Consider the following 26,928-nt stretch of genomic DNA (forward strand, 5'->3'; position numbering starts at 1 on the left):
GCTGTTCGAGGAGCTGAAACTGCCAGCGCTGGTGAAGACCCCCACCGGGCAACCATCGGTGAACGAAGAAGCGCTCGAGGCGATCGCCGACCAGCACGAACTGCCCCGGGTGATCCTCGAGTACCGCGGCCTGGCCAAGCTGCGCAGCACCTACACCGACAAGCTGCCGGAAATGGTCAACCCCGACACCGGCCGCGTGCACACCAGCTACCACCAGGCCGGCGCCGCGACCGGGCGCCTGGCGTCGTCGGATCCGAACCTGCAGAACATCCCGATCCGCACCGAGGACGGCCGCCGCATCCGCAAGGCGTTCGTCGCCCCGCAAGGACGCCGGATCGTCGCCTGCGACTATTCGCAGATCGAACTGCGGATCATGGCGCACCTGTCGCAGGACCCGGCGCTGCTGCGCGCGTTCGAGTCGGGCGCAGACATCCATCGCGCGACCGCCGCGGAAGTGTTCGGCAAGGCCATCGAGGAGGTCAGCGGCAACGAGCGCCGCGCAGCCAAGGCGATCAACTTCGGGCTGATGTACGGCATGAGCGCGTTCGGGCTGGCCAAGCAGCTGGGCATCGCGCGCGGCGAGGCGCAGGACTACATCGCGCTGTACTTCAACCGTTATCCCGGCGTGCGCGACTTCATGGACAGCACGCGCCAGCAGGCGCGCGACCGCGGCTACGTCGAGACCGTGTTCGGCCGGCGCCTGTACCTTGACAACATCCACGCCCGCAACCAGGGGCTGCGCGCCGGGGCCGAACGCGCCGCGATCAACGCGCCGATGCAGGGCACCGCCGCCGACATCATCAAGCGCGCGATGATCGAGATCGACGCCTGGCTGGCGCCGCAGCGCGCACGCGTGCTGATGGTGCTGCAGGTGCACGACGAGCTGGTGTTCGAGGCCGATGCGGACTTCGTCGACGAGTTGCTGGCGGGCGCGACCCGGCGGATGTCGGCGGCGGCGGAATTGCGGGTGCCGCTGGTGGTCGATTCCGGGGTCGGCCAGGACTGGGACCAGGCCCACTGAAGCCGGGTCGGAAAGCCGCCCCCGCCACCGCCGCCGGCGGCCTTGCCCGGGGAATGAATCATTCCTGAACCCAACAGTTTTTTAACTCCGATCTTCACGAACTATCAATGCCCGGGATGGTCAGATACTTCGCGACGGATGCAAGGTCCGTCGCAGATCATCTCCCTCCCCTGGAGTGATCCCGGAACGGCTACCCCTCCCCAGGTGCCGTTCCCCGGCCCCGCTAGCCCTCCCCCTGGCTCGCGGGGCTTTTTTATGCGCCGCCAAAAAGTGTCGGCGACATCGCCCCGAACGCAGCTCCTTGCTGCGCTTCGGAAGGCAGGTCCGTGTTTCCAGGCAAGCATCCGCGCGCGATCATGGTGCACTCCGGTTCGTATGGGATGCTTGCGACGCTGACCGGTCCGGGAGCCGTCGATGGAAAGCCTGTTGGGATTGTCGCTGCCGTGGTGGCAGTTCGTGTTGCGGGCGCTCGTGGTCTACGTGGTGGTGATGGTGCTGATCCGCGTTTCCGGCAAGCGTGCGGTCGGGCAGTTCACGCCGTTCGACCTGGTGCTGCTGATCCTGATCGGCAACGCGGTGCAGAACGGGATGAACGGCGGCGACAACTCGCTCAGCGCCGCGGCGATCCTGTCGGCGTGCCTGATCGGGCTCAATTACCTGGTCGCGTGGCTGTCTTCGCGTTATCCGCCGGTGCGGCGGCTGGTCGAGGGCGAGCCGGTGGAACTGGCGCGCGACGGCCACATCTTCCGCGACGTGCTCAAGCGCGAACTGGTCAGCCGCGCCGATTTCGACAAGGCGATGCGCGAGTCCGGTTGCGGCGAACTGGACCACATCCACAAGGCGATCCTGGAGACCAACGGCCACATCACCATCGTCACCCGCAAGGAGGCCGAGGGAGGGTAGCGTCCAGGGCGGATCGTGCGGCTACGCCGGTTTGCGCAGCCAGTCGCGCGGCCGCAGGTAGCCGGCCAGGCGCGCCTCGGCGCTGCCGGCTTGCGGCGCGTAACCGTACTCCCAGCGCACCCGCGGCGGCAGGCTCATCAGGATCGATTCGGCGCGGCCGCCGGACTGCAGCCCGAACAGGGTGCCGCGGTCGTAGACCAGGTTGAATTCGACGTAGCGGCCGCGGCGGTAGAGCTGGAATTCGCGCTCGCGTTCCCCGTGCGGCGTGTCCTTGCGGCGTTCGACGATCGGCAGGTAGGCGTCGAGGAAGCCGTCGCCGACCGCGCGCAGGTAGCCGAAGTCCGCGTCGAAGTCCGTGTGCAGGTCGTCGAAGAACAGGCCGCCGACGCCCCGGGTCTCGTCGCGGTGGCGGAGGAAGAAGTACTCGTCGCACCAGCGCTTGTGCGCGTCGTAGCGCGCCTGGCCGCCGAACGGCTCGCACAGCGCGCGCGCGACGCGATGCCAGTGCAGCACGTCCTCGTCGAACGGGTAGAACGGGGTGAGGTCGAAGCCGCCGCCGAACCACCACGCGACGGTTTGCCCGTCGCGCTGCGCGCGGAAATGGCGCACGTTGGCGTGGGTGGTTGGCAGGTAGGGATTGCGCGGATGGAACACCAGCGAGACGCCCACCGCGCGCCACGAGGCGCCGGCGAGCTCGGGGCGCGATGCGCTCGCCGATGGCGGCAGCTTCGTCCCGGAAACATCGGAGTAGCCGATACCCGCCTGTTCGAACACCGCGCCATCGCGCAGCACCCGGGTGCGGCCGCCGCCGCCTTCGGCGCGGCTCCAGCGGTCCTCGGCGAAGCGCGCCTGGCCGTCGGCGGCCTCGATCGCCGCGCAGATGCGGTCCTGCAGGCCGGTGAGGTAATCGCGGACGCGGTCGAAGTCTTCCATGCCGGCATTGTAGGTGGCGTTGACCGCGGGAGCGACGCAGTCCAGTCGTGCGCGGCGCTACGGGCGCTCCGACGGCGGGGCGTGCGCCGTTGCCGGAGCCAGTCCGGGCCCTACTTCAGCGTCGATTCGAACAACTCGAAGATCCGCCGGTATTCGTCGTACCACGCGTCGGCGTGGACGAAGCCGTGGCGTTCCAGCGGGTAGGGCGCGATCGACCACTTGTCCTTGCGCAGCTCGACCAGCCTCTGGACCATGTCGACCGAGTCCTTGAAGAACACGTTGTCGTCGATCATGCCGTGCGCGATCAGCAGGTGGTCCTGCAGCCCGGCGGCGTATTCGATCGGCGAAGAGCGCAGGTACGCCTCGGGGTCCAGCTCCGGCGTGTTGAGGATGTTGGACGTGTATTCGTGGTTGTACTGGGTCCAGTCCGACACCGGGCGCAGGGCGGCTCCGGCCTTGAACACGCCGGGCTTGCGGAACAGCGCCATGAAGGTCATGAAGCCGCCGTAGCTGCCGCCGTAGATGCCGGCATGGCCGCGGTCGCCCTGTCGTTCGGCCACCAGCCAGTCGAGGCCGTCGAGGTAGTCGTCGAGCTCCGGGTGGCCCATGTCGCGGTAGATCGCCGTGCGCCAGTCGCGGCCGTAGCCCTCGCTGCCGCGGTAGTCGAGGTCGAGCACCAGGTAGCCGTGCTGCACCAGCAGGTTGTGGAACATCTGTTCGCGGTAATAGTCCGGCCAGCGCGACTCGGCGTTCTGCAGGTAGCCGGCGCCGTGCACGAACAGCACCAGCGGATAGTGCTTGCCCGGTTGCAGCGTCGCCGGGCCGTAGTACTTGCCCCAGATGGTGCCGGCGCCGTGCGTGGACGGCAGCTGCACGGTCCGCGGCGCCAGCCAGTCGATCGCCTTGAATGCGGGCTTGCGGGTGTCGGTGAGTTCGCGCAGGTGCCGGCCTTCGGCGTCGACCACCGCAACCTGCGGCGGCAGCCAGGCCGCGGAATGCCGAAGCAGCAGGCGCGATCCGTCCGGCGACTGGGCGAAGCCCTCCACGCCGTGCAGCGCGGTCAGCTCGCGCACGTCGCCGCCGGCGGCGGCCACGGTGCAGACGTCGTAATCGACCGGGCGCTGGCGGTTGCACAGGAAATAGAAGCGGCTGCCATCGCGCGAGGGCTGCGGTTGCGAGGCTTCCCAGCGGCCGGAAGTGAGCTGGCGTGGGCGCGCGCCGCCGTCGACATCGAGCGCGTACAGGTGCGAATAGCCGGACTCCTCGGACAGGTACCACAGCGTGCGGTTGTCGGGGAGCCAGCCGAAATCGTTGAAGTTCCAGTTGATCCAGGCGTCGTCGTGCAAGCGGTGGCGTGGTTGCAGGGCGCCGTTGGCGGTGTCGACCGTCGCGATCCAGCGATCCTTGTTGTCGACCGCGCGCAGCAGTACGGCGACGTTGCGCGAATCGGCGGACCAGTGGATTGCCGGGCCGCTGCCGTCGGCATCGGTCTCGAGGCGCACGGCGCGGTGGCCCTGGAGCGGTTTCTGGCCGGCGGCGTCGCGCAACGCCGCGAGCGGATCGACGTCGATGCCGGGCAGGTCGTCGAAGCGCAGCTGGCGCGCGCTGCCGGCGGGGACATCGACCAGCCACAGCGCGTGCGGCAGCGGTGCATTGCGGCCGACGCGGGTGTGCGCCTCCTCGATCTCGGCGTAGCCCGTTTCGGTGACATACCTGGGGAGCTTGGCGGCCTGGCCGGTGTCGGCGCCCTTGGCGGTGGTGACCACCAGCAGCCAGCGGCCGTCGGGGGAAAGCGCGCTGTCGGCGATGGTGACGTCGTCGCCTAGGTAGGCCGGCAGCGGAGCGCGGGTCGGGTCGGCCGCCTGCCAGGCATCGGCCTGCGCGCGGGCGGCGTCGCGCCGCGCCTTGTCCTCGCGCAGCGTGCCGATCAGGCGCAACTGGCGCTCGCGCAAGGCATCGTCGGGCGGCGGCGTGCCCGGTGCCTTTTCCGCCTTCGCCAGCGCGGCCTGGCGCACGCCATCGGCGGCGTTCCAGCGGTACCAGGCGTTGCCCACGCGCCAGACCAGGCCGCCGTCGCTGCTCCATTGCGGCAGCGCGTCGTCATCGTTGCTGCGGGTCACCTGGGTGAGCGCGCCGCTGCGCAGGTCGCGCACGAACACGTCGCCGTTGCGCACGAACGCCATGCGCTCGCGCGGTACGTCGTACACCGGATCGGCGGCGTCCAGGCCGGCGCGGGCGGCACCATCGATGCGCGCCGCCGCGCCGCCGTCGATTGCCTGCTGCCAGGTGTCGCGGATCGTGGCGCCGTCGCGCTTGAGCAGGTACTGCACGCTGCGGCCGTCCCAGCCCCACCATGCCTGCTCGACCGGCGGCCCGACCCAGTCGGGATCGGCCATCACCTGCGACAGCGTCAGTCCCGTTGCCGGTGGCGCGGACGGCGCCTGCGCGGATGCGGTGGCGGCAGGCAACAGGGTGGAGAGCAGCAGCGCGGCGAGGGGCGACGAACGATGCATCGACAAGGGTTCCCGGAAGCGGAGCCGGCGCAGGGTAGCAGCCCGTCGGGCGGGGCGAACGGGGCCAAGGTCATGCAGGTGGCGCAGGCCCGCACACGTCGGCAACGGCTTGCCGCGGTTGGCTGGGGGGCTTCCGCGACCGGTTTGCGTGCCCGTGAACGCCACGCGCGCTTCGGGCGCACAATGGCGGGCGGCGGCCGCCTCCGCGCGCCGCAGGAGTGGGCCGTGGATGCGATGACGCTGACGCCGCTGTTGCTGTCGCGCATGCAGTTCGGCTTCGTCGTCTCCTTCCACATCCTGTTCCCGGCGTTCACCATCGGCCTGGCGCACTGGCTGGCGTTCATCGAATGGCGCTGGCTGCGCACCCGTGACGACCTCTGGCGCGACCTGTATTTCTTCTGGCTGAAGATCTTCGCGGTCTCGTTCGGCATGGGCGTGGTGTCGGGGATCGTGATGAGCTTCCAGTTCGGCACCAACTGGGCGGTGCTGAGCGAGAAGGCCGGCAACATCCTCGGCCCGTTGCTGAGCTACGAGGTGCTGACCGCGTTCTTCCTCGAGGCGACCTTCCTCGGGGTAATGCTGTTCGGCTGGAAGAAGGTCACCGACCGGTTGCATTTCTTCGCCACCTGCATGGTGGCGCTGGGCACGCTGATCTCGACCTTCTGGATCATCTCGGCAAACAGCTGGATGCAGACGCCGCGGGGTTTCACGCTTGCGGCCGACGGCACTTTCCTGCCGGCGGACTGGTGGGCGATCGTGTTCAACCCGTCGTTCCCGTACCGGCTGGCGCACATGGTGCTGGCAGCGTTCATCACCACCTGTTTCGTGATCGGCGGCGTCAGTGCGTGGTACCTGCGCCGCGGCGTGCATGCCGCGGCCGGGCGACGGATGCTGCTGCACGCGATGGCGTTCGCCGCGATCGCGGTACCGCTGCAGATCCTCGCCGGCGACCTGCACGGGCTGGACGTCGGCGAGCACCAGCCGGTGAAGCTGGCGGCGATCGAGGCGCACTGGCACGAGTCGGCGCCGGGTGCCGGCACGCCGCTGGTGCTGTTCGCGTGGCCGGACCCGCAGGCCGAGCGCAACGACTACGAAGTCGCGGTGCCGCGCCTGGGCGGCGTGATCCTCAAGCATGAGTGGAACGGCACGATCCAGCCGCTGACCGCGGTGCCGGCGAGCGAGCGGCCGCCGGTGGCGCCGGTGTTCTTCGCTTTCCGGGTGATGGTCGGCCTCGGGGTGCTGATGCTGCTGCTGGTGCTGGCGTCGCTGTGGCGATGGTGGCGCGGCAGCCTGTTCGACACCGACTCGCGCGGCGGGCGCTGGCTGCTGGACGGCTGGCGCTGGATGAGCGCGTCGGGTTTCGTCGCCCTGCTCGCCGGCTGGTACGTGGTCGAGATCGGGCGCCAGCCGTACGTGGTGTATGGCCTGCTGCGCACCGGCGACGCTGTCAGCCCCAACATCTCGGCGGCGGCGGTGTTGTCCTCGCTCACCGTCTACGCGATGGCCTATGCGGTGATCTTCGGCGCCGGCGTCTGGTACCTGCGCAAGCTGTTGCTGGTGGGGCCGGTCAAGCAGCCGCCCAAGGACACGCAGGGGGGCGGGAAGACGCCGGCGCGGCCACTGTCGCTGCCGGACGAATCCGTCGATGGCGCGACGCCGCCGGCCGTGACGGGGGGGGCGCAGCCATGACCCTGGCCACGGTGCTGCCGGTGCTCTGGTTCGGCGTGATCGGTTTCGGCGTGCTGATGTACGTGCTGCTGGACGGCTTCGTGCTCGGGCTGGGGATCCTGGCGCCGTTCGCACAGGACGAACACCAGCTCGACCACATGATGAACACCGCCGCGCCGATCTGGGACGGCAACGAGACCTGGCTGGTGCTCGGCGGAGCAGGGCTGCTGGCGGCCTTTCCCAAGGCCTATGCGCTGATCCTGTCGACCCTGTACCTGCCGGTGCTGCTGATGCTGATCGCGCTGATCTTCCGCGGCGTCGCCTTCGAGTTTCGCTTCAAGGCCACGCGCGGCAAGCCGTTCTGGGGCGCGGCGTTCGCGCTCGGCTCGATGTTCGCCGCGTTCGCGCAGGGCCTGATCCTGGGGGCGCTGGTCGAGGGCAACGCGGTGCAGGGCGGCAAGTACCTGCACGGTGCGTTCGCGTGGTTCAGCCCGTTCTCGATGCTGACCGGGGTCGCGGTCCTGTTCGGCCATGCACTGCTGGGCGCGACCTGGCTGGTGTTGAAGACCGAAGGCCGCCTGCAGCAGCTGGCGCGCACGCTGACCCGGCCGCTGGTGCTGGTGGTGGTCGCGTTCATGGGCCTGGTCAGTGCGTGGCTGCCATTCCTGGACTCGCGGATCATGGCGCGCTGGTTCGAAGGCGGCCATTTCTGGTGGCTGGCGCCGGTGCCGCTGCTGGCGCTGCTCAATGCGCTGGCGTTGTGGCGCGCGGCGGTGCAGCACGGTCGCGACGCGCGCCCGTTCGTGCTGACGCTGGCGTTCTTCGCGCTGGGCTTCGCCGGACTGGTGTTGGGCATCTGGCCGAACATCGTGCCGCCGGAGCTGAGCATCTGGGAGGCCGCGTCGTCGCCATCCTCGCAGTTGTTCGTGGGCGTCGGCCTGGTGTTCCTGCTGCCGGCGATCCTGGGTTACACGTGGTGGTCCTACCGCGTGTTCCGCGGCAAGGTCGAGGCCGACAGCGGCTATCACTGAGGGTGTGGTGGCAGCCGCAAGCTGAATGGCGCGTGCCGGCGGCGGCAGCGTCTTCACCGGTTGCCCCGGCGTGTTCGCGCTCCGGTTGGCTGCGGGTATGCTGTGTGACACATCACGTCACGCCGCGCCGTTCCCCCGCCAGCCGCCATGCACGCCCATGTCTACAAGAGCCTGCGCAAGGACGACACGTACGTGTACCTTGCCGCACGCGATGATTTCACGCGCCTGCCCGAGACGCTGCGCACCCAGCTGGGCGGCCTGCAGTTCGTGCTCGAGGTCGCGCTGACGCCGGGGCGCAAGCTCGCGCGCGAGGACGTGGACGTGGTGCGCGGCAACCTTGCGTTGCGCGGCTTCCACCTGCAGTTCCCGCCGGCCAGCACGCTCGATCCGATGTCGGAGGACTGGGGCACCGATGCCTGAGCCACGCAACAGGATGTTGCCCCTGGCCGCGCTCGGGACCGGCGCCTTGTTCGCCGCGATCGCCGGCCTCGGTGGCATCGCCGCCGCGCTGGGCGCGACCCTGGCGCAGCCGGCCTTCGCGCTGGCGCTGGCGCGCTGGGGCGGGCCCGCGACCGAGGGCGGCGTTCGTCGCGCGCTGCAGCAGCAGGCGCTGGCGCTGCTGGTGCTCTGGGGCCTGGCCGCGTTGACTTTGGCACTCGTGCTGGCATGGCCCTTGTCGGCCCTGCTCGACAGCGGCTCGCTGGCGGCGACGCTGGCGCTCAGCCTGGTGATCGGGTTGGCCTGGCTGGTGTTGTGGCGCTTGTGGCCGCTGTGGCGCGGGGTCGAGGGCGAAGGCGGTTCGCTGCCGCGCCACTGGCAGGCGCTGGCGCTGCTGGATCCGGGCGCCTGGCGCGGCCTGGGCGTGGCCGCGATCGTGCTGGTGCTGGCGGCGATGCCGACGGTGCTGGCGTGGCCGGGCCTGCTCGGCGAGGCCACGCGCTGGGGCTTGGCGGCGGCCCTGGCGGTCGCCTCCCCGCTGCTGCACTGGCTGCTGCAGCGGACCGCGCCTGCCGCGGCGCTGGCCCAGCACGGTTTCGATCCAGGCGATCAGGTCGTCGACGACACCGCGGCACCGCCCGACGGCGAACCGCTCGATGCCGCGCTGTACGCGGCCGCCCGCAGTGGCCGCGTCGATCGCGCGCTGGCGCTGCTCGAGGCCGGCGCCAACCCGCACGCGCCGCCGCCGGATGCCGAACGCGACCAGCGCACGCTGCCGGTGCTGGCGGCGGTGCTGCCCGACCTGCGCCTGCTGCGCGCGCTGATCGGCCACGGGATCGACCTCAACGCCGCGCACGCCGGAATGACGCCGCTGCTCGCCGCCACCCGTGACAGCTGGCACGGCCGTCCGGAAGCGGTGATGACCCTGCTCGCCAACGGTGCCGATCCGCGCGCCGCCGACCTGGGCGGCAACACGCCGCTGCACCACGCTGCGCGCAGTTCCGATCCCGGCGTCGCCGCCCTGCTGCGCGATGCCGCGGCCGACCTCGAGGCACGCAACCATGACGGCCTGACGCCGCTGGGCATCGCCTGCGCCTGTGGCAACTGGCGGCTGGCGCGGTTCCTGCTGGAGCGTGGTGCCAGCGCGCAGTCCGATGGTGGCACCCCGGCGCTCCTGGCCGCCGCCAGCGGCGAGGAGGACGATGCCGCCGGCGTGCAACTGCTGCTCAAGCACAAGGCGCGGGTCGATGCGCGCGACGCGCACGGCCGCAGTGCGCTGCACGAGGCCGCGTTTGCCGGCCACGTCGAAATCATCGCCGCGCTGCTCGCGGCCCATGCCGACCTGCAGGCGCGCGACGACCACGGCCGCACGCCGCTGCTCGATGCCGCGCGCGGCGCGCGGCTGCCGGCGCTGGAGGCGCTGGCCGCGGCTGGTGCCGACATCGGCGTGCTGGACGGCGACGGTCGCGGCGCGCTGGCGCTGGCCTGTGTCGCAGATGCCTCCGTTCCGGAACTGGTGCAGCGCCTGCTGGAACTGGGCGCCGATCCGGAGCCGGTCGATCGCCACGGCCGGCGCGCGATCGAACACGCCGCCCAGGCCGGGCGCTGGGCGTTGGTCGCGGCGCTGGATCCCGCCTATCCCTTGCCCGCCGCCGTGGTCGAGGACGCGCCGGCCGCGTCGCCTCCGGATCGCGCGCCGCAGGCGCTGTTGCGCGACAGCCTGCGCGGCGGCCGCTACGAGGGGCTCGACAATCTCGTGCGGCTGTTGCCGCCGGCCGAACTCGGCGCCCTGCTGCTGGACGACGAACTGCCGCCCGCGCCGCAGCGGATCGAATGGCTGCTGGCGCACGGCGCCGATGCGGACGCGCGCGACGGCCTCGCCGACAACGCGATGTTCGCGCTGCTGGCGCGTGGCGCCCCGGCGCTGCCGGCGTTGCAGGTGCTGTTGCGTCGTGGCGTGTCCCCGGCCGGCGCCGGCGGGCTGGCGCGCTTCCTGGGCGCCTGCGCGGCCGGCGACCAGGCCGCCCGCGGGCTCGAGCAATGCGCGCTGGACCTGCTGGAACGCGGCGCCGATCCGTTCGCGTCCTCGGCTGCCGGCGATCCGCCGCTGGCGCTGGCGATCCGGCTGGGCTGGCTGCGCCTGGTCGAATGCCTGATCGTCGCTGGCGTCGACCTGGACGCGCGCGACAGCCATGGCATGAGCGCCCTGCACCTGGCCGCCGCGCTCGGCCGCGAAGCAGCGCTGAAGCTGCTGGTGATGCGCGGCGCGTCGCCCGACATGCGCGCGGCCGACGGCCAGACGCCGCTGGGCGTGGCGCTGTCGGCCGGGCGTCGCGACCTCGCCGACTGGCTCGATTGGCGCGGTTGGCCGCTGCCGCGGCGCGCACTGCAGGCCAGCGACGTCCCGGCCGCTGCGATCGTGGGCGATGCCGACGCGGTGCGGCGCCTGCTCGACCTGGGTTTCGGCGTCGATACCGTCGACGCGCAGGGTTGCACGGCGTTGCTGCGCGCCGCCGGCGGCGGCCATCGGGCCACCGTCGACCTGCTGCTGGCGCGCGGCGCCGATCCGCAACGGGCCGCGCACACCGGCGCCACGCCGTTGTCCGCCGCGGTCAGCATGCGCCACGGCGAAATCGTCGACGGCCTGCTGGCGGCCGGCGCCGGGCTGGAGCAGCGCCTGCCCGGCGACGTCACCGTACTGATGCTGGCGGCCGCGCTCGGCCTGCCGGACCTGTGCGCACGCCTGCTGCAGGCCGGCGCCAACGTCCATGCCGGCGACGCGCAGGGCCTGACGCCGCTGCATTGCGCGGCGCTGTTCGGATTCACCGCCCGCGAGAAGCCGCGGCTGGTCGCGTTGCTCGACACCCTGCTGCTGGCCGGCGCCGAGGCCGACGCGATCGCCGCCGGCGACGTCACCCCGGTATTGCTGTTGCTGGGCGCGCGCGCCGAACCCGGCACCGCCTGCGACGAGGAGGTGGTGCTGGCCGGGCTGGAACGGCTGCTCGACGAGGACGTGGTGCTCGAGGTGCAGGATCCGCGCGGTTTTGGCCCGCTGCACCTGGCCGCGTTGCACGGCCTGCTGCGCATCACCCAACGCCTGCTGCGCGCCGGTTGCGACCCGGACCTGCGCGACACCCTCAACCGCAGCCCGCGCGAGATCGCGGTGATGCGCGGCTTCGTCGACGTCGCCGGCGAATACGCGCCGGCGATCCCCGGCGGCGTGTCGATGGCGCGGTTCCTGCGCGAGCCGCGCTGACCCGCGCCGGCTTTCCGTCTCCCGCATTTCGCAGGAGCGGCTTGTAACCGCGAGCTTGTTGGCACACGCCTTGGTGCAAGGAGCTCGCGGCTAAAAGCCGCTCCTACAAGCCGCTCCTACAAGGCGTCCTTGCGCTCCACGATCCCGCCCAGGGTGCCCTCGCCGCGGTCGGCGGCGAACAACTGCTCCAGGTCCTTTCGCGCCTCCTGCGAGGTCTGGATCAGCGCCGCCTCGTCGTCGTACACCATGTGCTGGGCGAGCAGCAGGTTCTCGTCATGCTCGCGGAAGCGTTCGGCGCGCTGCGCCGCGACCGCTTCCGGTTCACCCAGCGACACCAGCACGCGTTCGCCCATCTTCAGGCTGGAGTGGAAGGTCTCGCGCACCACCTGCGCGCCCAGGTCCATCAGTTCCCAGGCATGGCGCCGGTTGCGCGCGCGCGCGAACACCTTGGCCTGCGGATAGTCGCGGCGGATCGTGCGCACCGCCTTGAGGTTGGATTCGACCTCGTCGATCGTGATCACGAACACGCGCACGTGGGCTGCGCCGGCCGCGCGCAGCAGGCCCGGCTGCGAGGGGTCGCCGTAATACAGCTGGCTGCCGAAACGACGCATGAAGTCGACCTGTTCGGGGCTGTGCTCGATCGCCACGAAGCCGATGCGCTGCGCCACCAGCAGGCGCGCGATGATCTGGCCGAAGCGGCCGAAACCGGCGATCAGCACCTGCGGGTGCTCGTCGGGAATGGCGTCGAAGGCACGCGCCGGCTTGCGCCTGGGCGCTTCCGGCAACAATCGCGACATCGCGATCAGCAGCAGCGGCGTCAGCGCCATCGACAGGCCGACGATCGCCACCAGCCGGTCGCGCATCAACCCCGACAGCAACCCGGCCTTCTGCGCCTCGCCGAACACCACGAAAGCGAACTCGCCGCCCAGCGCCAGCACGCTGCCGAGCATCAGCGCGCCGCGCACGTCGAGCTTGCCCGGGCGCAGGCCGAGCGCGAACAGGATCGCGAACTTCACCGCCAGCAGCGCCAACACGCAGGCCTCGATCAGCAGCGGCTCGGCCATCACCTGCTTGAGGTCGATGCTCATGCCCACGGCCATGAAGAACAGGCCCAGCAGCAACCCTTCGAACGGCTGGATCTGCGACTCCAGTTCGTGGCGGAATTCCGAATCGGCGAGCAGCACGCCGGCCAGGAACGCGCCCAGGCCCATGCTCAGGCCCGCCAGCTGCATCAGCCAGGCGCTGCCCAGCACCACCAGCAACGCGGTCGCGGTGAACACCTCGGGCATGCGCGTGCGCGCCACGATCCGGAACACGTGCCGCAGCAGCACCCGTCCGCCCAGCACCAGCGCGGCGATCGCCGCAACCGCCTTGAGCACCGCGAACCACGGTGGTTGCGTCGCCGCTTCCGTGGCGACGCGCCCCAGCAAGGGGATCGCCGCCAGCAACGGGATCGCGGCCAGGTCCTGGAACAGCAGGATCGCGAACGCGAGCCGGCCATGATCGCTGGTCAGCGCCTTGCGCTCGGCCAGCAGTTGCAGGCCCACCGCGGTCGAGGACAACGCGAGGCCGAAGCCGACCACCACCGCGGCACGCCAGTCCAGCCCCAGGCCCAGCGCCACGGCCCCGAGTACCAGTCCCGACAGCGCCACCTGCAACCCGCCGACGCCGAACACCGGCTTGCGCATCACCCGCAGGCGCGCGGCCGACAGTTCCAGCCCGATCACGAACAGCAGCATCACCACGCCGATCTCGCTGGCCGCAAGCACCGGACCCGCGTCGCGCACCACGCCGATGCCGTACGGCCCCAGCACCACGCCCGCGGCGAGGTAGCCCAGCACCGCGCCGAGGCCAAAGCGCTTGAACACCGGCACCGCGATCACCGCGGCCAGCAGGAATACCAGGGCCAGGTCCAGACCGCTGCCGTGCATGCGCACCTCCTGCCCGGATTATGCGGCCGGCGGGCGTTGCTTATACTCCGGGCCGTGCCAAGGGAGCAGTCCTGATGAGAATTGTGATTGGATGGGGACTGCTGCTGGTGTCGGCGGCGACGATCGCTGCCGAGCCGGTGACGTTCAAGGCAGGTGCCAAGGTCGAGCTGGATGCCGCCGGCAAGCCGATGCAGATCGAGGTATCGCCGGACCTGCCGCCGCCCGTGCGCCAATTCATCGAGCGCAAGGTGGCCAATTGGCATTTCAGCCCCCCGACTCGGGACGGCAAGGTCGCCACCGGCGTGACCTACCTGTCGCTCGGCGCCTGCGCGATCCCGGTCGATGGCGGCGGGTATCGCCTGGCGGTCGACTTCAAGGGCAACGGCCCGCAAGTCGAAAGGATGCTGGCGCCCTACTATCCGGTGCAGGCGCGGCGCGCGGGCAGGGAAGCGACGCTGGTCGCGAAATACATCGTCGAGACCGATGGCAGCGCAACCTTGCAGGCGATCGATTACACGGACGGCATACGCGATCAGCGCGACGGCTTTGATGCGGCCGTGCAAGCCTGGGTCGAGGCATTGCATTACCAGCCCGAACAGCTCGATGGAAGACCGGTGCGGACCCAGCTCAAGGTTCCGATCGACTTCGTGTTGACCAGCAAGGGGCGCGCGGAGCTGCAGCGCGATATCAAGACGCGGGCGCAGCACTCGCCGGAATGCCGGCTTGCCGCTGCCGATGCCGGCGCACTCGAGCCGATCGTGATGGATTCGCCGGTCCAGGTGGACCCGACCGGCTGACTCGATGTTCGGACAAGCTGCACCGCCAGGTGATGCCGACGCGGGCTTGTGTCCAGGCATGGGAAGGGCGCGTCCCTGGCGCGAGTCGACGGCCGGTGGCCGCCGTCAACAAAAAGCCCCGTGATGCGGGGCGTTTTATCCTGCTTCGCGCGGGTTCAGCGCTTCATCTAAGCGAAGGAACGCCTCGTTGCTCCTGGTGTCCCTCATCCTGTCGAGCAGGAACTCCATCGCGCTGACCTTGTCCAGCCCCGTGGCACGCCGGTCATTCGGGTTCGGCCTCCTGCATCAGGTGCAGCTCCCAACCGCCGCCCGGGGCGAGGTTGAACGGGTTGGCCATGCCGACGATCAGCCCGCTGCCGTCATCCAGGGGCGCAAGGGCGCGGATGCCGTAGTTCAGCCGGTCGCCAAGCCCGGTGGAATCCTCGTTCACCGCAGGCGAAATGGAATCGTCGAACCGCCAGAGGTCGGCGCCGGCATCTGGCGCGCCCTGCAGCACCGCGGCGTCGTAGGTGCCCACGAACAGGCGGCCGCCGTACACGGCCATCTGCCAGATGTATTCATTGGAGTGGGTGCCGAATCCGGACGCCCCGTACAACGGTCTCCAACCGGTGGGCTGCATCGTGAACGTCTTGGGCGCGACGCAGCAGGCCGGCAGTTCGCTTTCTCCGTACAGAAGCTGGACCTCGCGGCTGCTCGGGTTTTCCAGGTAGCGACCGCGCCAGACCGAAGCGCTTCGGTACACGCCATCTTCCAGCGCCTGCTGCTCGGCGGGCGAGCCGGGCACGCCGAAGCAGTACGCTTGCGTGCATTTCTGGTGCACGCGCAACGCGCCGCTGTCCTGCAAGTGGATCGTGCCCCAATACAGCCAGCCATCGAAATACTGGACCGCGCCACCCGAATAGCCGAACTGCGCGGTGACCGGGTCCGGATCGTAGGTTGCCGGACTCCAGACCTGGCGCCAGCCGCTGGCATCGCGTTCGTGCAGGCCATCGGCTCCCAGCGCCGGGCTGAGCCAGACCCCCACGCCAGCACCGTTGCCGGGGGTGCCGGTCCTGCTCCGGATCGGAACGGTCGTCACCGCCAGGCGGGTCTTGCCGTCGCCACCGACGTAGCGGGTGACGTTGGACGCATCGGCGGTCATGCGCCCGACCTCGGTGAAGTCCCCGCAGAAGTCGCCTTTGAAACTGTTCAGGGTGCCGTTCCAGCGCAACACCGCGCCCTGCGTCGCCGAGCCTGCGCCGACGTACAGCACCCCGTCGACCACATCCCAGTCGCGGATGTAGTTGTAGCCCTTGTGCTCGCACGAGCCCAGGAACCGGCCGGTGTCGCCCTTGAAGGCGAACAGGTTCACGCTGCTGGAGTTCAGCGCAGGCCCGCCGAGGAAGACGATGCCGTCGATGGAGCCGGCGCCGCGGAAACCGAGCGTCTTGCGGATCAGCGGGTCGTCCAGCTTGCGGGCGATCAAGGTGCGGGTGGCCAGGTCGTAGGCGTAGATGCGCGGTGGGCGCCAATCCCCGAGCGAGGCGGGGATCTGCGGGTAGGTGCGTGCGTACTGACTGAGGCCGTATTCGCAGACCACCAGGTCGGACACCGCCGGCTTGCCTTGCGGCTGGGGCGCGACGCTGTTGTCCTGGCCGGCGAGGACGCACAGGGTGTTGGCCATGGTTCCGAACCAGAGCCTGCCGCCTTCCTGGGTAAATGCCCAGATATAGGACTCGTTGGCCTTGGGCGTGCCTTCCGGGCAACTGCCGTCGGCGTTGAGCGGGGGATAGTCGATGCCGGCACCGGCGAAGCATTCGTCGGGCTTGGCTTCGGCCAGCACTTCGTCGCCGGCCAGGACCGGGACGGACTGCAAAGCGATGTCGCCATGGCGATCATGCACGCGGGCCGCGGTGGCCGTCGTCGCGAGGAGGCAGGCGATGAGGCCGAAGGCAAGGCCGCGGATGCGGCGCGAGCCGCGGCATGGGGTCACATCGTGCACTTGCCACCTCCGGTGATGTTTCCGGGCTACCCCGGACCTGGCGACGGATCCGCGAAGTCGATGACGTCCGGGTCCCTTCCTGCGGTGAACCGCCGCCGATGCAGCGGACTGGCGCGCGAGCCGAAAGACAACCTGGGGGATCAACGCGGAACCCGGTCCAGCGCGGTCAAGGGGCCGCGATGGGCGAGGCCGCGGGCGGCAGCCGGCACTTCCGCTGTGCCCCTGGAGGCGGCCGCCCGCTCGACCAGGCGATCCATCGGCAGTTCTCCACCGCGCAGGCTTGGCCAGCAGCAATCCCGACGTGGGAGCGGAACCGACTGATAACGGACATGCGGCAGCCTTGAAGCCGGCTTCCGGACAAACATGGGTCCAGCAAGAGAAGCGCCCCGCGTTGCGGGGCGTTTGCCTTGCTGGCGCGTGGCGCCTGATCAATGCTTCGGCCGGGGCATGGCGTTGGCGTCGACGCCGCCGGACCGTGGTTGCAGGCGCATGCCAAGCGGTGATCGAGTCGGGCGGGACGACGACGTCGCGCTTGTGCCCGAGCAGGTGCTTGGTGCGCTCGGTCATCATCTCGGTGAACTGCTCATGGCACGCGGCCGGCTCGTCGAAGGTCGAGGGGATCTCGTCGCCACGGACGCCGTACGCGGGGGCCTCCTGCCTGGCCCATGCGGCCGTGGATTGACCCTACAGGGCCTGCGTTCGTCGGCGGAAATTGTTGCCCTGCAACATCACGAACGCGGCGCGCCGCCGCCACGACGCTTCGGAAGTCCCTGCTGCCGCGGACTTCATCGCCGTGCCGCCGCGACTGGCGCGCTTCTTCCCGACGGATTTGACAGATCCGTGACTGTTGTTCCATAAATGCCGTTGCGCCCCCATCGCGGGCGCGGACAGGGGGCTGTCACCACCTTGTTGCACGGACCTCGCCAAGCGCGAGGCCCGCGCGCTTGGCTGTGGCAATCCGGGTCGTGGATGAATCGTTCAGTCTTGTTCTCAGGGGAAAACATGGACCGCAAGCACACCGTCGCATCGGCCACGTCGCGCCGCGCACGCAAGATCGAAATGGCGCCCGTCGCCCGCGCCGTGCGCGCGGTGCTGGCACTGTCGGCCACCACCCTGGCACTGGGTGCCAGTGGCGCGGTGCTCGCCGCAGGGACCTGCGCGCCCGCGGGTACCGGGACCGTGCTGCATTGCGATGGCAACCGCCAGGCGCTCGAGCTGCAGCCTGTGGTCGACCTGACGCGGGTGGCGGACGACGACGCGCCGCGTAGCGTGGTCGAAGGCTGGCGCGCGGGGCATGCGGCAACCGGAATCGCGGCTGTTGGTGCAACGTCGGCAGGCTTCGCGCCCACCGGCGGCGACGTCGCCGCCTTCGGCGCGGTGCAGGACCTGGTGGCAATTCCGGGCGGGTTGATGCCGGGCCCGGGCGGGACAAGCGGTGCCGACGACTCCCTTTACATCGACCTCAGCGGCACCACCGATTTCAGTTCCAACCCCGGCGTGTTTTCGGCGACCACCTCGACCACCGGGTTCAGTGACTTCGCCTTCGCCCACTCCGACCACTTCACCCGCTTCGTCAACAATGCCGACATCTCCGCCACGGGGTATACCTGGGCGGCAGGGTTGGAACTGGAGGCCGACACCTACGCGCACGGCATCGGCAACAGCGCCACCGGCATCATCACCACCCGTGCCACCGGCGACGACGGCCAGGCCTGGGGCATCTACGCCGTCGCCGGCAATGACGTGCAGGTCTACAACGACGGCAGCATCACCACCATCGCCACCGGCGCACATGGCACCGCCACCGGCCTGTTCGCCTATTCGATCGACGATGCCGCCAGTGCCGACAACACCGGCACCATCACCAGCCGCGCGACGGGTGATTACGGGCAGGCCTGGGGCATCTACGCCGCCGGCTACGGCGACGTGTCCGCCAGCAACAGCGCCACTGGCACGGTCATCGCCAGCGCCGGCGGTTATTACGGCCGGGCCACCGGAATCTCGGCCTATTCGATCGCAGGCGACGCCAGCATCGGCAACGACGGCCTGGTCCGCGTCACCGCCGACACCGACGCGATCGGCCTGTATGGCTACGCCTACGCAGGCACGGTCGGCATCGACAACACCGGCACCGTCAACGTCCGCTCCGACTATGGCCTGGCCGATGGCATCTTCGCCTCGGGCGCGATCGTGGATGTCGGAAACAGCGGCACCATCAACGCGATCGGCTATTCCTGGGCCGCGGGCATCGAGGCCGAGGGCGGCGACCAGGTCACGGTCGACAACAGCAACCATGTCGTCGGTATCGCAACCGGCCCTTACGGCGAGGCGTTCGGCATCTACGCCACCGGCGGCGACGCCGGCGCCAGCGTCGGCAACAGCGGTTACGTCCGCGCGCTGGGCAGCTACTCCTACGGCATCTCCGTCGATGCGACCGGACCGGCATCGGTCACCAACTCGACTGGCACCGTCCGCTCCGGCGAATCCAGCTATTCCTACCTGGCGACCGGGATCGACGTCCACACCACTGGCGGCGACATCCTCGTCGACAACGGCGGCGACGTGCTCGCGAACAGCATTTACGGTTCGACCGGCATCAGCGCCTCTGCCGACGGTGTCGGCAACAGTGCCAGCGTCAACAACAGCGGCTACGTGTACGCGGCAACGGCGACCAAGTACGGTTATGGCGCGACCGGAATCGTGACCTTTGCCGACGGTGATTCCAGCATCGGGAACAGCGGTGCGGTACTGGCCTACAGCGACGGCATTTCCTATGGCGCGCTCGCGCTGTCGTTCAATGGCACCGCCAGCGTCGACAACAGCGGGGACATCATCGCGGCAGGCACCTACTACGGGGCCTATGGCGCGCTCGCGGCCTCGACCAACGGCGCGGCCGGCGTCTACAACAGCGGCTCGATCGTGGCGGCCTCGCTGGCAGGCAGCGCATCCGGCGTCCAGGTCGTCAGCCAGACCGGATCGACCGTGCACAACAGCGGCGACGTCGTCGCCTATTCGATGGTCGGCTACGCCGTCGGCCTCCAGGCCGACAGCGGCCTGGGCGACAGCGTGGTCGACAACAGCGGCACGGTTTCGGCGTACTCCAGCTATTACGTGGGCCGCGGCATCCAGGCGACCAGCGAGCTCGGCGATGCCGTCGTGACCAACAGCGGCCTGGTGAACGTCGAGGCCAAGTATGCCTACGGCGTGTTCGCCGCGTCGACCGAGGGAGATGTCAACGTCGGCAACACCGACACCGGCCTGATCCAGGTGTACTCGCCGGCGAGCATCGCGCTGGGCGTATTCGGCGCGGCCACGCTGGGCGACGTGTCGATCGACAATGCCGGCGCCATCGTGGCGTACGCGTACAGCGCGGCATTCGGCGCCTACGCCCGCTCCACCTACGGCGATGCCCTGGTGTCCAACAGCGGCGACATCGTCGGAATGGGCTATGACCAGGCCACCGGAATCCTTTCCAGCTCGACCTATGGCGTCGCGGCCGCCACCAACGCCGGCACGATTACCAGCGACAGTTTTTACCAGGCGGTGGGCATCTTCGCAGTCTCCGATTACGGCAGCGCGAGCGTGGCCAATCCCGGCGCGATTGACGCCTACAGTTACGCCGGGCCCGCGGTGGGCGTGTTCGCGCGCGCCGACTATGGTGATGTCGGCATCACCAACGGCGGCGCGATCCTGTCGCAGTCCGCGTATGGCGATGCCACCGGCATCCGCGCCGGCGGCCTCGATGTCGGCGTGGGCAACGGTGGCAGCATCGTGGCGACCGGCCAATCGGCGACCGGCATCGACGTGCAGGGCGTGGACTCGGCCGACGTAAGCAACAGCGGCTCGATCACCGCGACTGCCCACGGCGCCGCGAGCTACGGGTTCGGCATCTACGCGACCAGCTATGGCGATGCGTCGGTCCACAACACCGGCACCATCGTCGCCAGCGCGGATTACCTGAACGCGACCGGCATCTATGCCGGGGCCGTGGACGGCAACGTGGCACTGGACAGCTCGGGCTCGATTTCCGCCTACGCCGGCAACGGTTCGGCGGTGGGCCTGGCCGGCGCTTCCTACATGGGCGACGTCCTCGCCAGCAACACCGGCGCCATCACGGCGGAAGCCAGCCATGGCGGCAACTACGCGATCGGCCTGCTCGGCAACAGTCTTTACGGCGATGTCAGCCTCGGCAACGGCGGCTCGCTGTCCGCGACCGCCAACGATGCCGAGGCCATGGGTGCATTCGGCAACTCGTTCTATGGCGCGGTCAGCATCGCCAACGGCGGCGGCGTCGAGGCCACCAGCGCGGCCGCGGGTTCCCGCGCGATCGGGCTCTATGCCAATGCCTACGGAACCGCGGCGATCACCAACTCAGGCACGATCGCGGCCACCGCCAGCGGCGATGGCGGCATCGCCTATGGCGTGATGGCCCAGTCGCTCGCTGGTGCGGTGACCGTGACCAATTCGGGGACGATCAACGCCACCGACGCGACGACCGCGATCGGCGTCAGCATGGCGTCGGCGACCGGTTCGACCCTGCTCAATACCGGGACCGTGCAGGTCTTTGCCGGGGCGGAAGGCGAGATCGCCGTGCTCGGCGGCGACGGCAGCGACCAGATCACCAACCAGGGCGACCTGTACGGCGCGCTGGTCACCGCCGGCGGCGATGACCTGCTGTCCAATGCCAATGGTGGCACATGGTTCGTCGACAACCATGCCACCGACTTCGGCGGCGGCAACGACACCATCGACAACCTCGCCGGCGGCACGATCCACATCATCGATGGCGCCATCAATCTGGGCAGCAGCACCGCCGGCGGCAATGCGTTCCACAACGCCGGCATGCTGCTGGTGTCCGGCGAAGGCACGATCGACATGGGTAGCGGGCCGGCGCTGGCGTCGTTGTCGCTGACCCAGCCCGCGGTGCCCTCGCTGAACGCGCAGGCGCTGGTCAACGACGGCGTGATCGACTTCCTCGATGGTGCCACCGACGACATCCTGACCATCACCGGCGACCTCGACGGCGGCGGCGCCATCAACCTGGACGTCAGCGTGCTCAACGGCACCAGCGACACGCTCTACGTCGACGGCAGCATCGCCGACGGTGCCGCGCAGGTCGTCAATGCCACGTTCCAGGGGGTGCCGAGCCTGGACGATGCACCGGTCGCGTTCGCCTATGTGAGCGGCGATTCCAGCAGCACCTCGTTCGTGTCCGGCACCGTGGTCGGTTTCAACGCCAACAACTTCATCAACCTGAAAACCGAGATCAGCAGCACGATCGACGCCAGCAACGCCAGCGCCGACGTGTTCTCGGTCGGCGTGGCGATGGATGGCCTCAACGACGCTGGCGTGCTGGCGGCGTCGATCGCTTCCGGCGCGCACAGCCTGATCAACAGCCAGATCGGCACCTGGCGGCAGCGCATGGGTGTCCTGCCGCGGCAGGACGACGGTGGCCTGAGCCCGTGGATCCGCGGCTTCAGCGATGACGGCGAGGTCGACCAGCAGCACGTCGCGACCGATTTCACGGATGCCAACGACTTCCGCTTCAAGCAGTCCAACCAGGGCAGCGAGCTGGGCATCAACTTCGCCCTGCCGGGCGGATTCAATTACGGCGTCCTGCTGGCCAAGGCGGATGCGGACCAGCACCTGGTGGGAGGCGTCGGCAGCGATCGCATCGACCTGTCCACGGTCGGCATCTATGGCACCTGGATCTCGTCGCTGGGCTTCTACTTCGACGCGTCCTACCGCTGGATGGACTTCGACGCCAAGCTGTCGTCGGTCGGCGGCACGCAGCTGACCAGCGGCAACGCCACTGCCTTCAACCTGGAGGCCGGCTACAGCGGCTGGCAGGTCGCGGGCATCGACATCGTGCCGCAGGCCCAGTACACCCGGACCGAAATCACCAACATCGACGCCCTGCACGGCGATACGCTCGAGTTCGCGCCCGAGGGCGGCGATTCCAGCCGCGGCCGGCTGGGCGTGGGCCTGGGCAAGGCCATCACCCGCGGCAGTGTCGTCTGGACGCCGTACGGCTCGGTCAATGCGGTGCGCGAGTTCGATGGAGAAAACCGTTACGCGATCGCCGGCGATTACCACGGCCTGACCCGGACCGACGGCACCAGTGCGATGGTCGAGCTCGGCCTGGGCGTGCAGAACAACGGCTTCTCGGTCACCGGCGGCGTCAACTGGACCGATGGCGGCGCCCAGCACGAGTTCCTCGGCGGCCAGCTGGTGGTGCGCTACAGCTGGTAATCGGTCCCCGGCACCCGGCGGCGAGCCCGCCGGGTGTCCGTTCCCGTCCGGGCATGTCAGCATGGCGGACCCGAGACCGGTCGATCATGCGTGCCAGCCTGCGCGATGCGGGGCGGCGATGACGGTCGGCGCAATTCAGCTGGAGCAGGAAGTGGCAGGAAAGAAGCAAGGCGTCGACCCAGGGCAAGGCGAAGAGGCGAGGATCCAGGAAGTAGCCGGCGCGGCGGAGTTGGAAACCGGACTGGACACGGTCGCGGCCGAGCCCGCCGCGGCGCCGGCCGCACCCGCCGCCACGCAGGCGGCGGCGCCCGGGGCCAAGCCGCCCCTCGACATCACCAGGCTGCAGGTCGAGAAGACCTGTTCGCGCGGCCTGGCCGGCTGGCTCGCCGGCAACCGCGTCGCACTGGCGATCTCCTCCTACCAGACCGGCCGCGTCTACCTGGTGGGCAGCGACAAGCAGGGGCGGGTGTCGTTCTTCGAACGCATCTTCGAGCGCGCGATGGGCATCGTCGGCAATGCCCAGCGCATCTACCTGGGCGGCTTGTACCAGCTGTGGCGCTTCGAGAACGTCCTGCGCCCCAACGAGGTCATCCACGGCCAGTTCGACAAGTGCTACGTGCCGAGGAACGCGCAGACCATCGGCGACCTGGACATCCACGAACTCGGCATCCGCAGCAACGGCAAGGTGGTGTTCGTCAACACCAAGTATTCCTGCCTGGCCGAACTCAGCCAGACCCACAGCTTCAAGGCCATCTGGAAGCCGAAGTTCATCAGCAAGCTCGCGCCGGAAGACCGTTGCCACCTCAACGGCCTGGCGATGGTCGACGGCCGGCCCAAGTACGTCACCGCCGTCTGCAGGAGCGACACCGTCGATGGCTGGCGCGACCGTCGCCAGGACGGCGGCGTGGTGATCGACATCGAGACCGACGAGATCGTGTGCGAAGGCCTGTCGATGCCGCATTCGCCGCGCTGGGCCAACGGCAGGCTGTGGCTGCTCAATGCCGGCACCGGCTACCTGGGCTGGGTCGACATGGAGAAGAAGAAGTTCGTGCCGCTGGCGTTCGTGCCCGGCTTTGCGCGTGGCCTGTCGATCATCGGCAACGTCGCCGCCGTCGGCCTGTCGAAGCCGCGCAACAAGCGCTTCGAGGGCCTGCAGCTTGACGAGGAGCTGGGCAAGCGCGACGCCGACCCGTGGTGCGGCGTGCAGATCGTTTCGCTGGTCAACGGCGACGTGCTCAACTGGATCCGGTTCGAGGGCGACATCAGCGAGATCTTCGACATCAGCTTCCTGCCCAATGTCCGCAACCCGATGATGATCGGCCTGCGCACGGCCGAGATCCGCGACCTGATCACCTTCGAATCCGAACTGCCGCAGGAGCAAGCCACGCCATGACCCCGCGCAAGCCGATCGCCGTCGCCATCGCCGGCCTGGGCCTGGCCATCGCTGCCGGGATGGCGTGGGCGCAGGCGGCGGCGCCGGCGCCTTCCCCGCAGGCCCCGCCATTGCGGGCCGAACCGTCGCCGCCACAGGTCGATGCCACCTTCGCGGCCTGGGACCGCGACCACAACGGGGTCCTGTCGCTGCAGGAATTCCGCGACGGCAGCCGCGGCATGCGCCGGATGGCCGGCGTGCGCGGCCGCCTGCACCAGCAGTTCGAAGCGGTGGATGCCGACGGCAACGACGCGATCGATGCCGCCGAGTACGGCAACCTGCTGCTGGTGAAACGTGCCGGCAAGGGTGCGCCGCCGCTGTCGACGTTCGACGCCGACAGGAACCAGCGCCTGGACTTCGCCGAATACCTGGCGCTGGTCTCGCACCTGGGCGAACGCCGCACCGCGACGCCGCGCCCCGTGACCGCCCCGGCGGCCGGCCCGGCGGCCGGACGCTAGTGGCGGGGGACGCCGGCATGGCCATCGACATCATCCCGGTCTGGAAGCAGGTCACGCCCGCGCTGACCGAAGAACTCGTGGCGATGTGGCAAGGCAGCAACGCCATGCCCGACCCGGCCGCGGCGGCCGTTCGCGCGGGCCAGGCGGTGTGCGTGGGCCGCGACGAAAACGGCGTGCTTTGCGGCGTCGGCACGGCGGTGCTGCGGGTGCTGCCGAGGCTGCGCCAGCCGATGTACTACTACCGCCAGTTCTTCACCGCCCAGGCGCGCGGCCAGGACCAGGCGCGGCCGTTCTTCGCGGCGGCCAAGGAGACGCTGCAGGCGTACAACGCGGGACTGCCTGCCCCGGAAAGCATCGGCCTGCTGCTGGAGCTGGAGAACCCCCGGCTTGCGGCCCGCTACAACATGGCGCAGGGCACGCAGACCACCTTCATCGGCTATTCGCCGCGCGGGCTGCAGCTGCGCGTGGCCTATTTCGACGGCGCGACCCTCCTGGAACCGCGGGGCCCCAAGGCCCGCTGAGCCGGCCGCCCGCGTCGCAACGCGAGCCTGGCGACGCCGGAGCCCGGCGCCGCCTGGAGGACGACGGATCCGCCTAGCGCTTCATCGACGCGAAGAACTCGTCGTTGCTCTTGGTGCTCTTCATCTTGTCGAGCAGGAACTCCATCGCCCCGATCTCGTCCATGCCGTGCAGCAGCTTGCGCAGGATCCAGATCTTCTGCAGCAGTTCCGGCTCGATCAGCAGGTCCTCGCGGCGGGTGCCGGAGCGATTGATGTCGATCGCCGGGTACACGCGCTTCTCGGTGATGCGGCGGCTCAGGATCACCTCGGAGTTGCCGGTGCCCTTGAACTCCTCGTAGATCACCTCGTCCATCTTGCTGCCGGTGTCGATCAGCGCGGTGGCGATGATGGTCAGGCTGCCGCCTTCCTCGACGTTGCGCGCGGCGCCGAAGAAGCGCTTGGGCCGGTGCAGGGCGTTGGCGTCGACGCCGCCGGACAGCACCTTGCCGCTGGACGGCACGACGTTGTTGTAGGCGCGGGCCAGGCGGGTGATCGAGTCGAGCAGGATGACGACGTCGCGCTTGTGCTCGACCAGGCGCTTGGCGCGCTCGATCACCATCTCGGCGACCTGCACGTGGCGCGCCGCCGGTTCGTCGAAGGTCGAGGAGATCACCTCGCCGCGCACGGTGCGCTGCATGTCGGTGACTTCCTCGGGGCGCTCGTCGATCAGCAGCACGATCATGTGCACGTCGGGGTGGTTGGTCGTGATCGCGGTGGCGATCTGCTGCATCATCATGGTCTTGCCGGCTTTCGGCGGCGACACGATCAGCGCGCGCTGGCCCTTGCCCTGCGGCGCCATCAGGTCGAGGATGCGGCCGGTGATGTCCTCGGTCGAACCGTCGCCGCGCTCGAGCTTGAACTTGCGGCGCGGGAACAGCGCGGTCAGGTTCTCGAACAGGACCTTGTTCTTCGACGCCTCGATCGGCTCGCCGTTGATTTCGTCGACGATGTTGAGGGCGAAGTAGCGCTCGCCGTCCTTGGGCCAGCGGATGCGGCCGGAGAGGTGGTCGCCGGTGCGCAGGTTGAAGCGGCGGATCTGCGACGGGCTGATGTAGGTGTCGTCGGGGCCGGCCAGGTAGCTGGCTTCGGCGGCGCGCAGGAAGCCGAAGCCGTCGGGCAGGATTTCCAGCACGCCGTCGGCGGCGACGCCTTCGCCATGCCGGGTCAGCACCTTCAGCAGCGCGAAGATCACGTCCTGCTTGCGGGCGCGGGCGACGCCGTCGGCGATGCCCAGCTGTTCGGCGATGTCGAGCAGCTTCTGCGCCGGCATCCGCTTGAGGTCGCCGAGCGAGTACTGCGGGAAGCCTTCCGGGATGGTCGGCATCGGGCGGTTCTGTTGCTGCTGCTGTTGCTGCGGGGTGTCGTTGTCGTCGCGCGGCAGGCCGTCGTCGCGGTAGCGGTCGCGCTGGCGGTCGCGGCGGTTGCGGAAGCGGTCGCGGCGATTGCCTTGGCGGCCGCCCTCGCGCGCTTCGTTGCCGTCGTTGCCGTTGCCGGCGTTGTCGGCGGCATTTCCGCCCTCGGCCGGGGCGTTGCCGGCGTGGGCGGCGGGGGCCGGCGTGGCTGCGGGCGCCGCCGCGGCCGCTGGCGGCGGGCTGGGTGGAGCGGACTCGGCAGACGCGGCCGCGGTGGCGGCATCGGGCTTGCTGGCGCGCGGCTTGCGCACGCGCTTCTCGGCGTTGTCGCCGGAGTCGGAAGTTTGGTCGGACAAGTGCGAATTCCTCGCTAAAGCGGCGAGCGCTCGCGGAGCGCGAGCG

General features: G+C 69.7%; 16 protein-coding genes. 11 read left to right on the forward strand and 5 right to left on the reverse strand.

What is annotated here, in order from left to right; genetic code table 11:
- Together MQC88_RS10835 and MQC88_RS10840 are read left to right on the forward strand one after the other, a co-directional pair.
- Nucleotides 1-1,021: DNA polymerase (locus tag MQC88_RS10835; RefSeq protein WP_243321933.1), on the forward strand; the 1,021-nt coding region annotated here is incomplete at its 5' end.
- Between the two features lie 414 nt (nt 1,022-1,435).
- Nucleotides 1,436-1,924, forward strand: a complete 489-nt coding sequence (locus MQC88_RS10840; protein ID WP_243321935.1) for a DUF421 domain-containing protein — start codon at nt 1,436-1,438, stop codon at nt 1,922-1,924.
- 21 nt (nt 1,925-1,945) lie between these two features.
- Here MQC88_RS10840 and hemF read toward each other — a convergent pair whose 3' ends face one another.
- Nucleotides 1,946-2,857, reverse strand: coding sequence for an oxygen-dependent coproporphyrinogen oxidase (gene hemF, locus MQC88_RS10845; RefSeq protein WP_243321937.1), 912 nt, complete (start codon nt 2,855-2,857; stop codon nt 1,946-1,948).
- A 110-nt stretch (nt 2,858-2,967) separates the two neighbouring features.
- Nucleotides 2,968-5,370, reverse strand: coding sequence for a S9 family peptidase (locus tag MQC88_RS10850; RefSeq protein WP_243321938.1), 2,403 nt, complete (start codon nt 5,368-5,370; stop codon nt 2,968-2,970).
- A 240-nt stretch (nt 5,371-5,610) separates the two neighbouring features.
- Here MQC88_RS10850 and MQC88_RS10855 point away from each other — a divergent pair, with 240 nt between their 5' ends.
- The 4 genes from MQC88_RS10855 (at nt 5,611) to MQC88_RS10870 (ending at nt 11,763) form a co-directional block, all read left to right on the forward strand.
- Entirely contained in the window at nt 5,611-7,059 is a 1,449-nt protein-coding gene (locus tag MQC88_RS10855; RefSeq protein ID WP_243322340.1) for a cytochrome ubiquinol oxidase subunit I, read from the forward strand.
- Nucleotides 7,056-8,069, forward strand: coding sequence for a cytochrome d ubiquinol oxidase subunit II (gene cydB / locus MQC88_RS10860; RefSeq protein ID WP_243321940.1), 1,014 nt, complete (start codon nt 7,056-7,058; stop codon nt 8,067-8,069). The genes MQC88_RS10855 and cydB overlap by 4 nt, the downstream gene beginning before the upstream one ends.
- A 147-nt stretch (nt 8,070-8,216) precedes the next feature.
- Complete coding sequence (locus MQC88_RS10865; RefSeq protein ID WP_243321942.1) at nt 8,217-8,489, forward strand: YcgL domain-containing protein; 273 nt, start codon at nt 8,217-8,219, stop codon at nt 8,487-8,489.
- The gene (locus MQC88_RS10870) at nt 8,482-11,763 is read left to right on the forward strand and encodes an ankyrin repeat domain-containing protein (protein WP_425491624.1); all 3,282 of its coding nucleotides are present in this window, start codon (nt 8,482-8,484) and stop codon (nt 11,761-11,763) included. The genes MQC88_RS10865 and MQC88_RS10870 overlap by 8 nt, the downstream gene beginning before the upstream one ends.
- 116 nt (nt 11,764-11,879) lie before the next feature.
- Here MQC88_RS10870 and MQC88_RS10875 read toward each other — a convergent pair whose 3' ends face one another.
- Nucleotides 11,880-13,694 carry a monovalent cation:proton antiporter-2 (CPA2) family protein gene (locus MQC88_RS10875; protein WP_243321944.1) on the reverse strand — a complete coding sequence of 605 codons (1,815 nt, stop codon included), beginning with the start codon at nt 13,692-13,694 and terminating at the stop codon, nt 11,880-11,882.
- Between the two features lie 20 nt (nt 13,695-13,714).
- Here MQC88_RS10875 and MQC88_RS10880 point away from each other — a divergent pair, with 20 nt between their 5' ends.
- Complete coding sequence (locus MQC88_RS10880) at nt 13,715-14,491, forward strand: energy transducer TonB (protein ID WP_243321946.1); 777 nt, start codon at nt 13,715-13,717, stop codon at nt 14,489-14,491.
- Nucleotides 14,492-14,753: 262 nt separating this feature from the next.
- Here the strand turns inward: MQC88_RS10880 and MQC88_RS10885 are convergent, their stop codons facing one another.
- The gene (locus MQC88_RS10885; RefSeq protein WP_243321948.1) at nt 14,754-16,472 is read right to left on the reverse strand and encodes a hypothetical protein; all 1,719 of its coding nucleotides are present in this window, start codon (nt 16,470-16,472) and stop codon (nt 14,754-14,756) included.
- Nucleotides 16,473-17,474: 1,002 nt separating this feature from the next.
- Between MQC88_RS10885 and MQC88_RS10895 the strand changes: the two genes are divergently transcribed.
- The 4 genes from MQC88_RS10895 (at nt 17,475) to MQC88_RS10910 (ending at nt 25,135) form a co-directional block, all read left to right on the forward strand.
- The gene (locus MQC88_RS10895; RefSeq protein ID WP_243321949.1) at nt 17,475-22,724 is read left to right on the forward strand and encodes a hypothetical protein; all 5,250 of its coding nucleotides are present in this window, start codon (nt 17,475-17,477) and stop codon (nt 22,722-22,724) included.
- A gap of 229 nt (nt 22,725-22,953) precedes the next feature.
- The gene (locus tag MQC88_RS10900) at nt 22,954-24,117 is read left to right on the forward strand and encodes a TIGR03032 family protein (protein WP_243321952.1); all 1,164 of its coding nucleotides are present in this window, start codon (nt 22,954-22,956) and stop codon (nt 24,115-24,117) included.
- A complete protein-coding gene (locus MQC88_RS10905; protein WP_243321953.1) occupies nt 24,114-24,614 on the forward strand; it encodes an EF-hand domain-containing protein in 501 nt (166 codons plus the stop codon). The genes MQC88_RS10900 and MQC88_RS10905 overlap by 4 nt, the downstream gene beginning before the upstream one ends.
- Nucleotides 24,615-24,631: 17 nt before the next feature.
- The gene (locus tag MQC88_RS10910; protein ID WP_243321955.1) at nt 24,632-25,135 is read left to right on the forward strand and encodes a hypothetical protein; all 504 of its coding nucleotides are present in this window, start codon (nt 24,632-24,634) and stop codon (nt 25,133-25,135) included.
- 73 nt (nt 25,136-25,208) lie between these two features.
- Here MQC88_RS10910 and rho read toward each other — a convergent pair whose 3' ends face one another.
- Nucleotides 25,209-26,882 carry a transcription termination factor Rho gene (rho, locus tag MQC88_RS10915; protein ID WP_243321957.1) on the reverse strand — a complete coding sequence of 558 codons (1,674 nt, stop codon included), beginning with the start codon at nt 26,880-26,882 and terminating at the stop codon, nt 25,209-25,211.
- Nucleotides 26,883-26,928: the final 46 nt, after the last annotated feature.

The sequence above is a fragment of the Cognatiluteimonas sedimenti genome (assembly GCF_022808325.1).
Lineage (GTDB): Bacteria > Pseudomonadota > Gammaproteobacteria > Xanthomonadales > Xanthomonadaceae > Cognatiluteimonas > Cognatiluteimonas sedimenti.

What these genes read in the sequence shown, in the direction of transcription:
- MQC88_RS10840 (WP_243321935.1), top strand. Translation starts at nt 1,436, where the DNA reads ATGGAAAGCCTGTTGGGATTGTCGCTGCCGTGGTGGCAGTTCGTGTTG.
- hemF (WP_243321937.1), bottom strand. Translation starts at nt 2,857, where the DNA reads ATGGAAGACTTCGACCGCGTCCGCGATTACCTCACCGGCCTGCAGGAC.
- MQC88_RS10850 (WP_243321938.1), bottom strand. Translation starts at nt 5,370, where the DNA reads ATGCATCGTTCGTCGCCCCTCGCCGCGCTGCTGCTCTCCACCCTGTTG.
- cydB (WP_243321940.1), top strand. Translation starts at nt 7,056, where the DNA reads ATGACCCTGGCCACGGTGCTGCCGGTGCTCTGGTTCGGCGTGATCGGT.
- MQC88_RS10865 (WP_243321942.1), top strand. Translation starts at nt 8,217, where the DNA reads ATGCACGCCCATGTCTACAAGAGCCTGCGCAAGGACGACACGTACGTG.
- MQC88_RS10870 (WP_425491624.1), top strand. Translation starts at nt 8,482, where the DNA reads ATGCCTGAGCCACGCAACAGGATGTTGCCCCTGGCCGCGCTCGGGACC.
- MQC88_RS10875 (WP_243321944.1), bottom strand. Translation starts at nt 13,694, where the DNA reads ATGCACGGCAGCGGTCTGGACCTGGCCCTGGTATTCCTGCTGGCCGCG.
- MQC88_RS10880 (WP_243321946.1), top strand. Translation starts at nt 13,715, where the DNA reads ATGCGGCCGGCGGGCGTTGCTTATACTCCGGGCCGTGCCAAGGGAGCA.
- MQC88_RS10895 (WP_243321949.1), top strand. Translation starts at nt 17,475, where the DNA reads ATGGACCGCAAGCACACCGTCGCATCGGCCACGTCGCGCCGCGCACGC.
- MQC88_RS10905 (WP_243321953.1), top strand. Translation starts at nt 24,114, where the DNA reads ATGACCCCGCGCAAGCCGATCGCCGTCGCCATCGCCGGCCTGGGCCTG.
- MQC88_RS10910 (WP_243321955.1), top strand. Translation starts at nt 24,632, where the DNA reads ATGGCCATCGACATCATCCCGGTCTGGAAGCAGGTCACGCCCGCGCTG.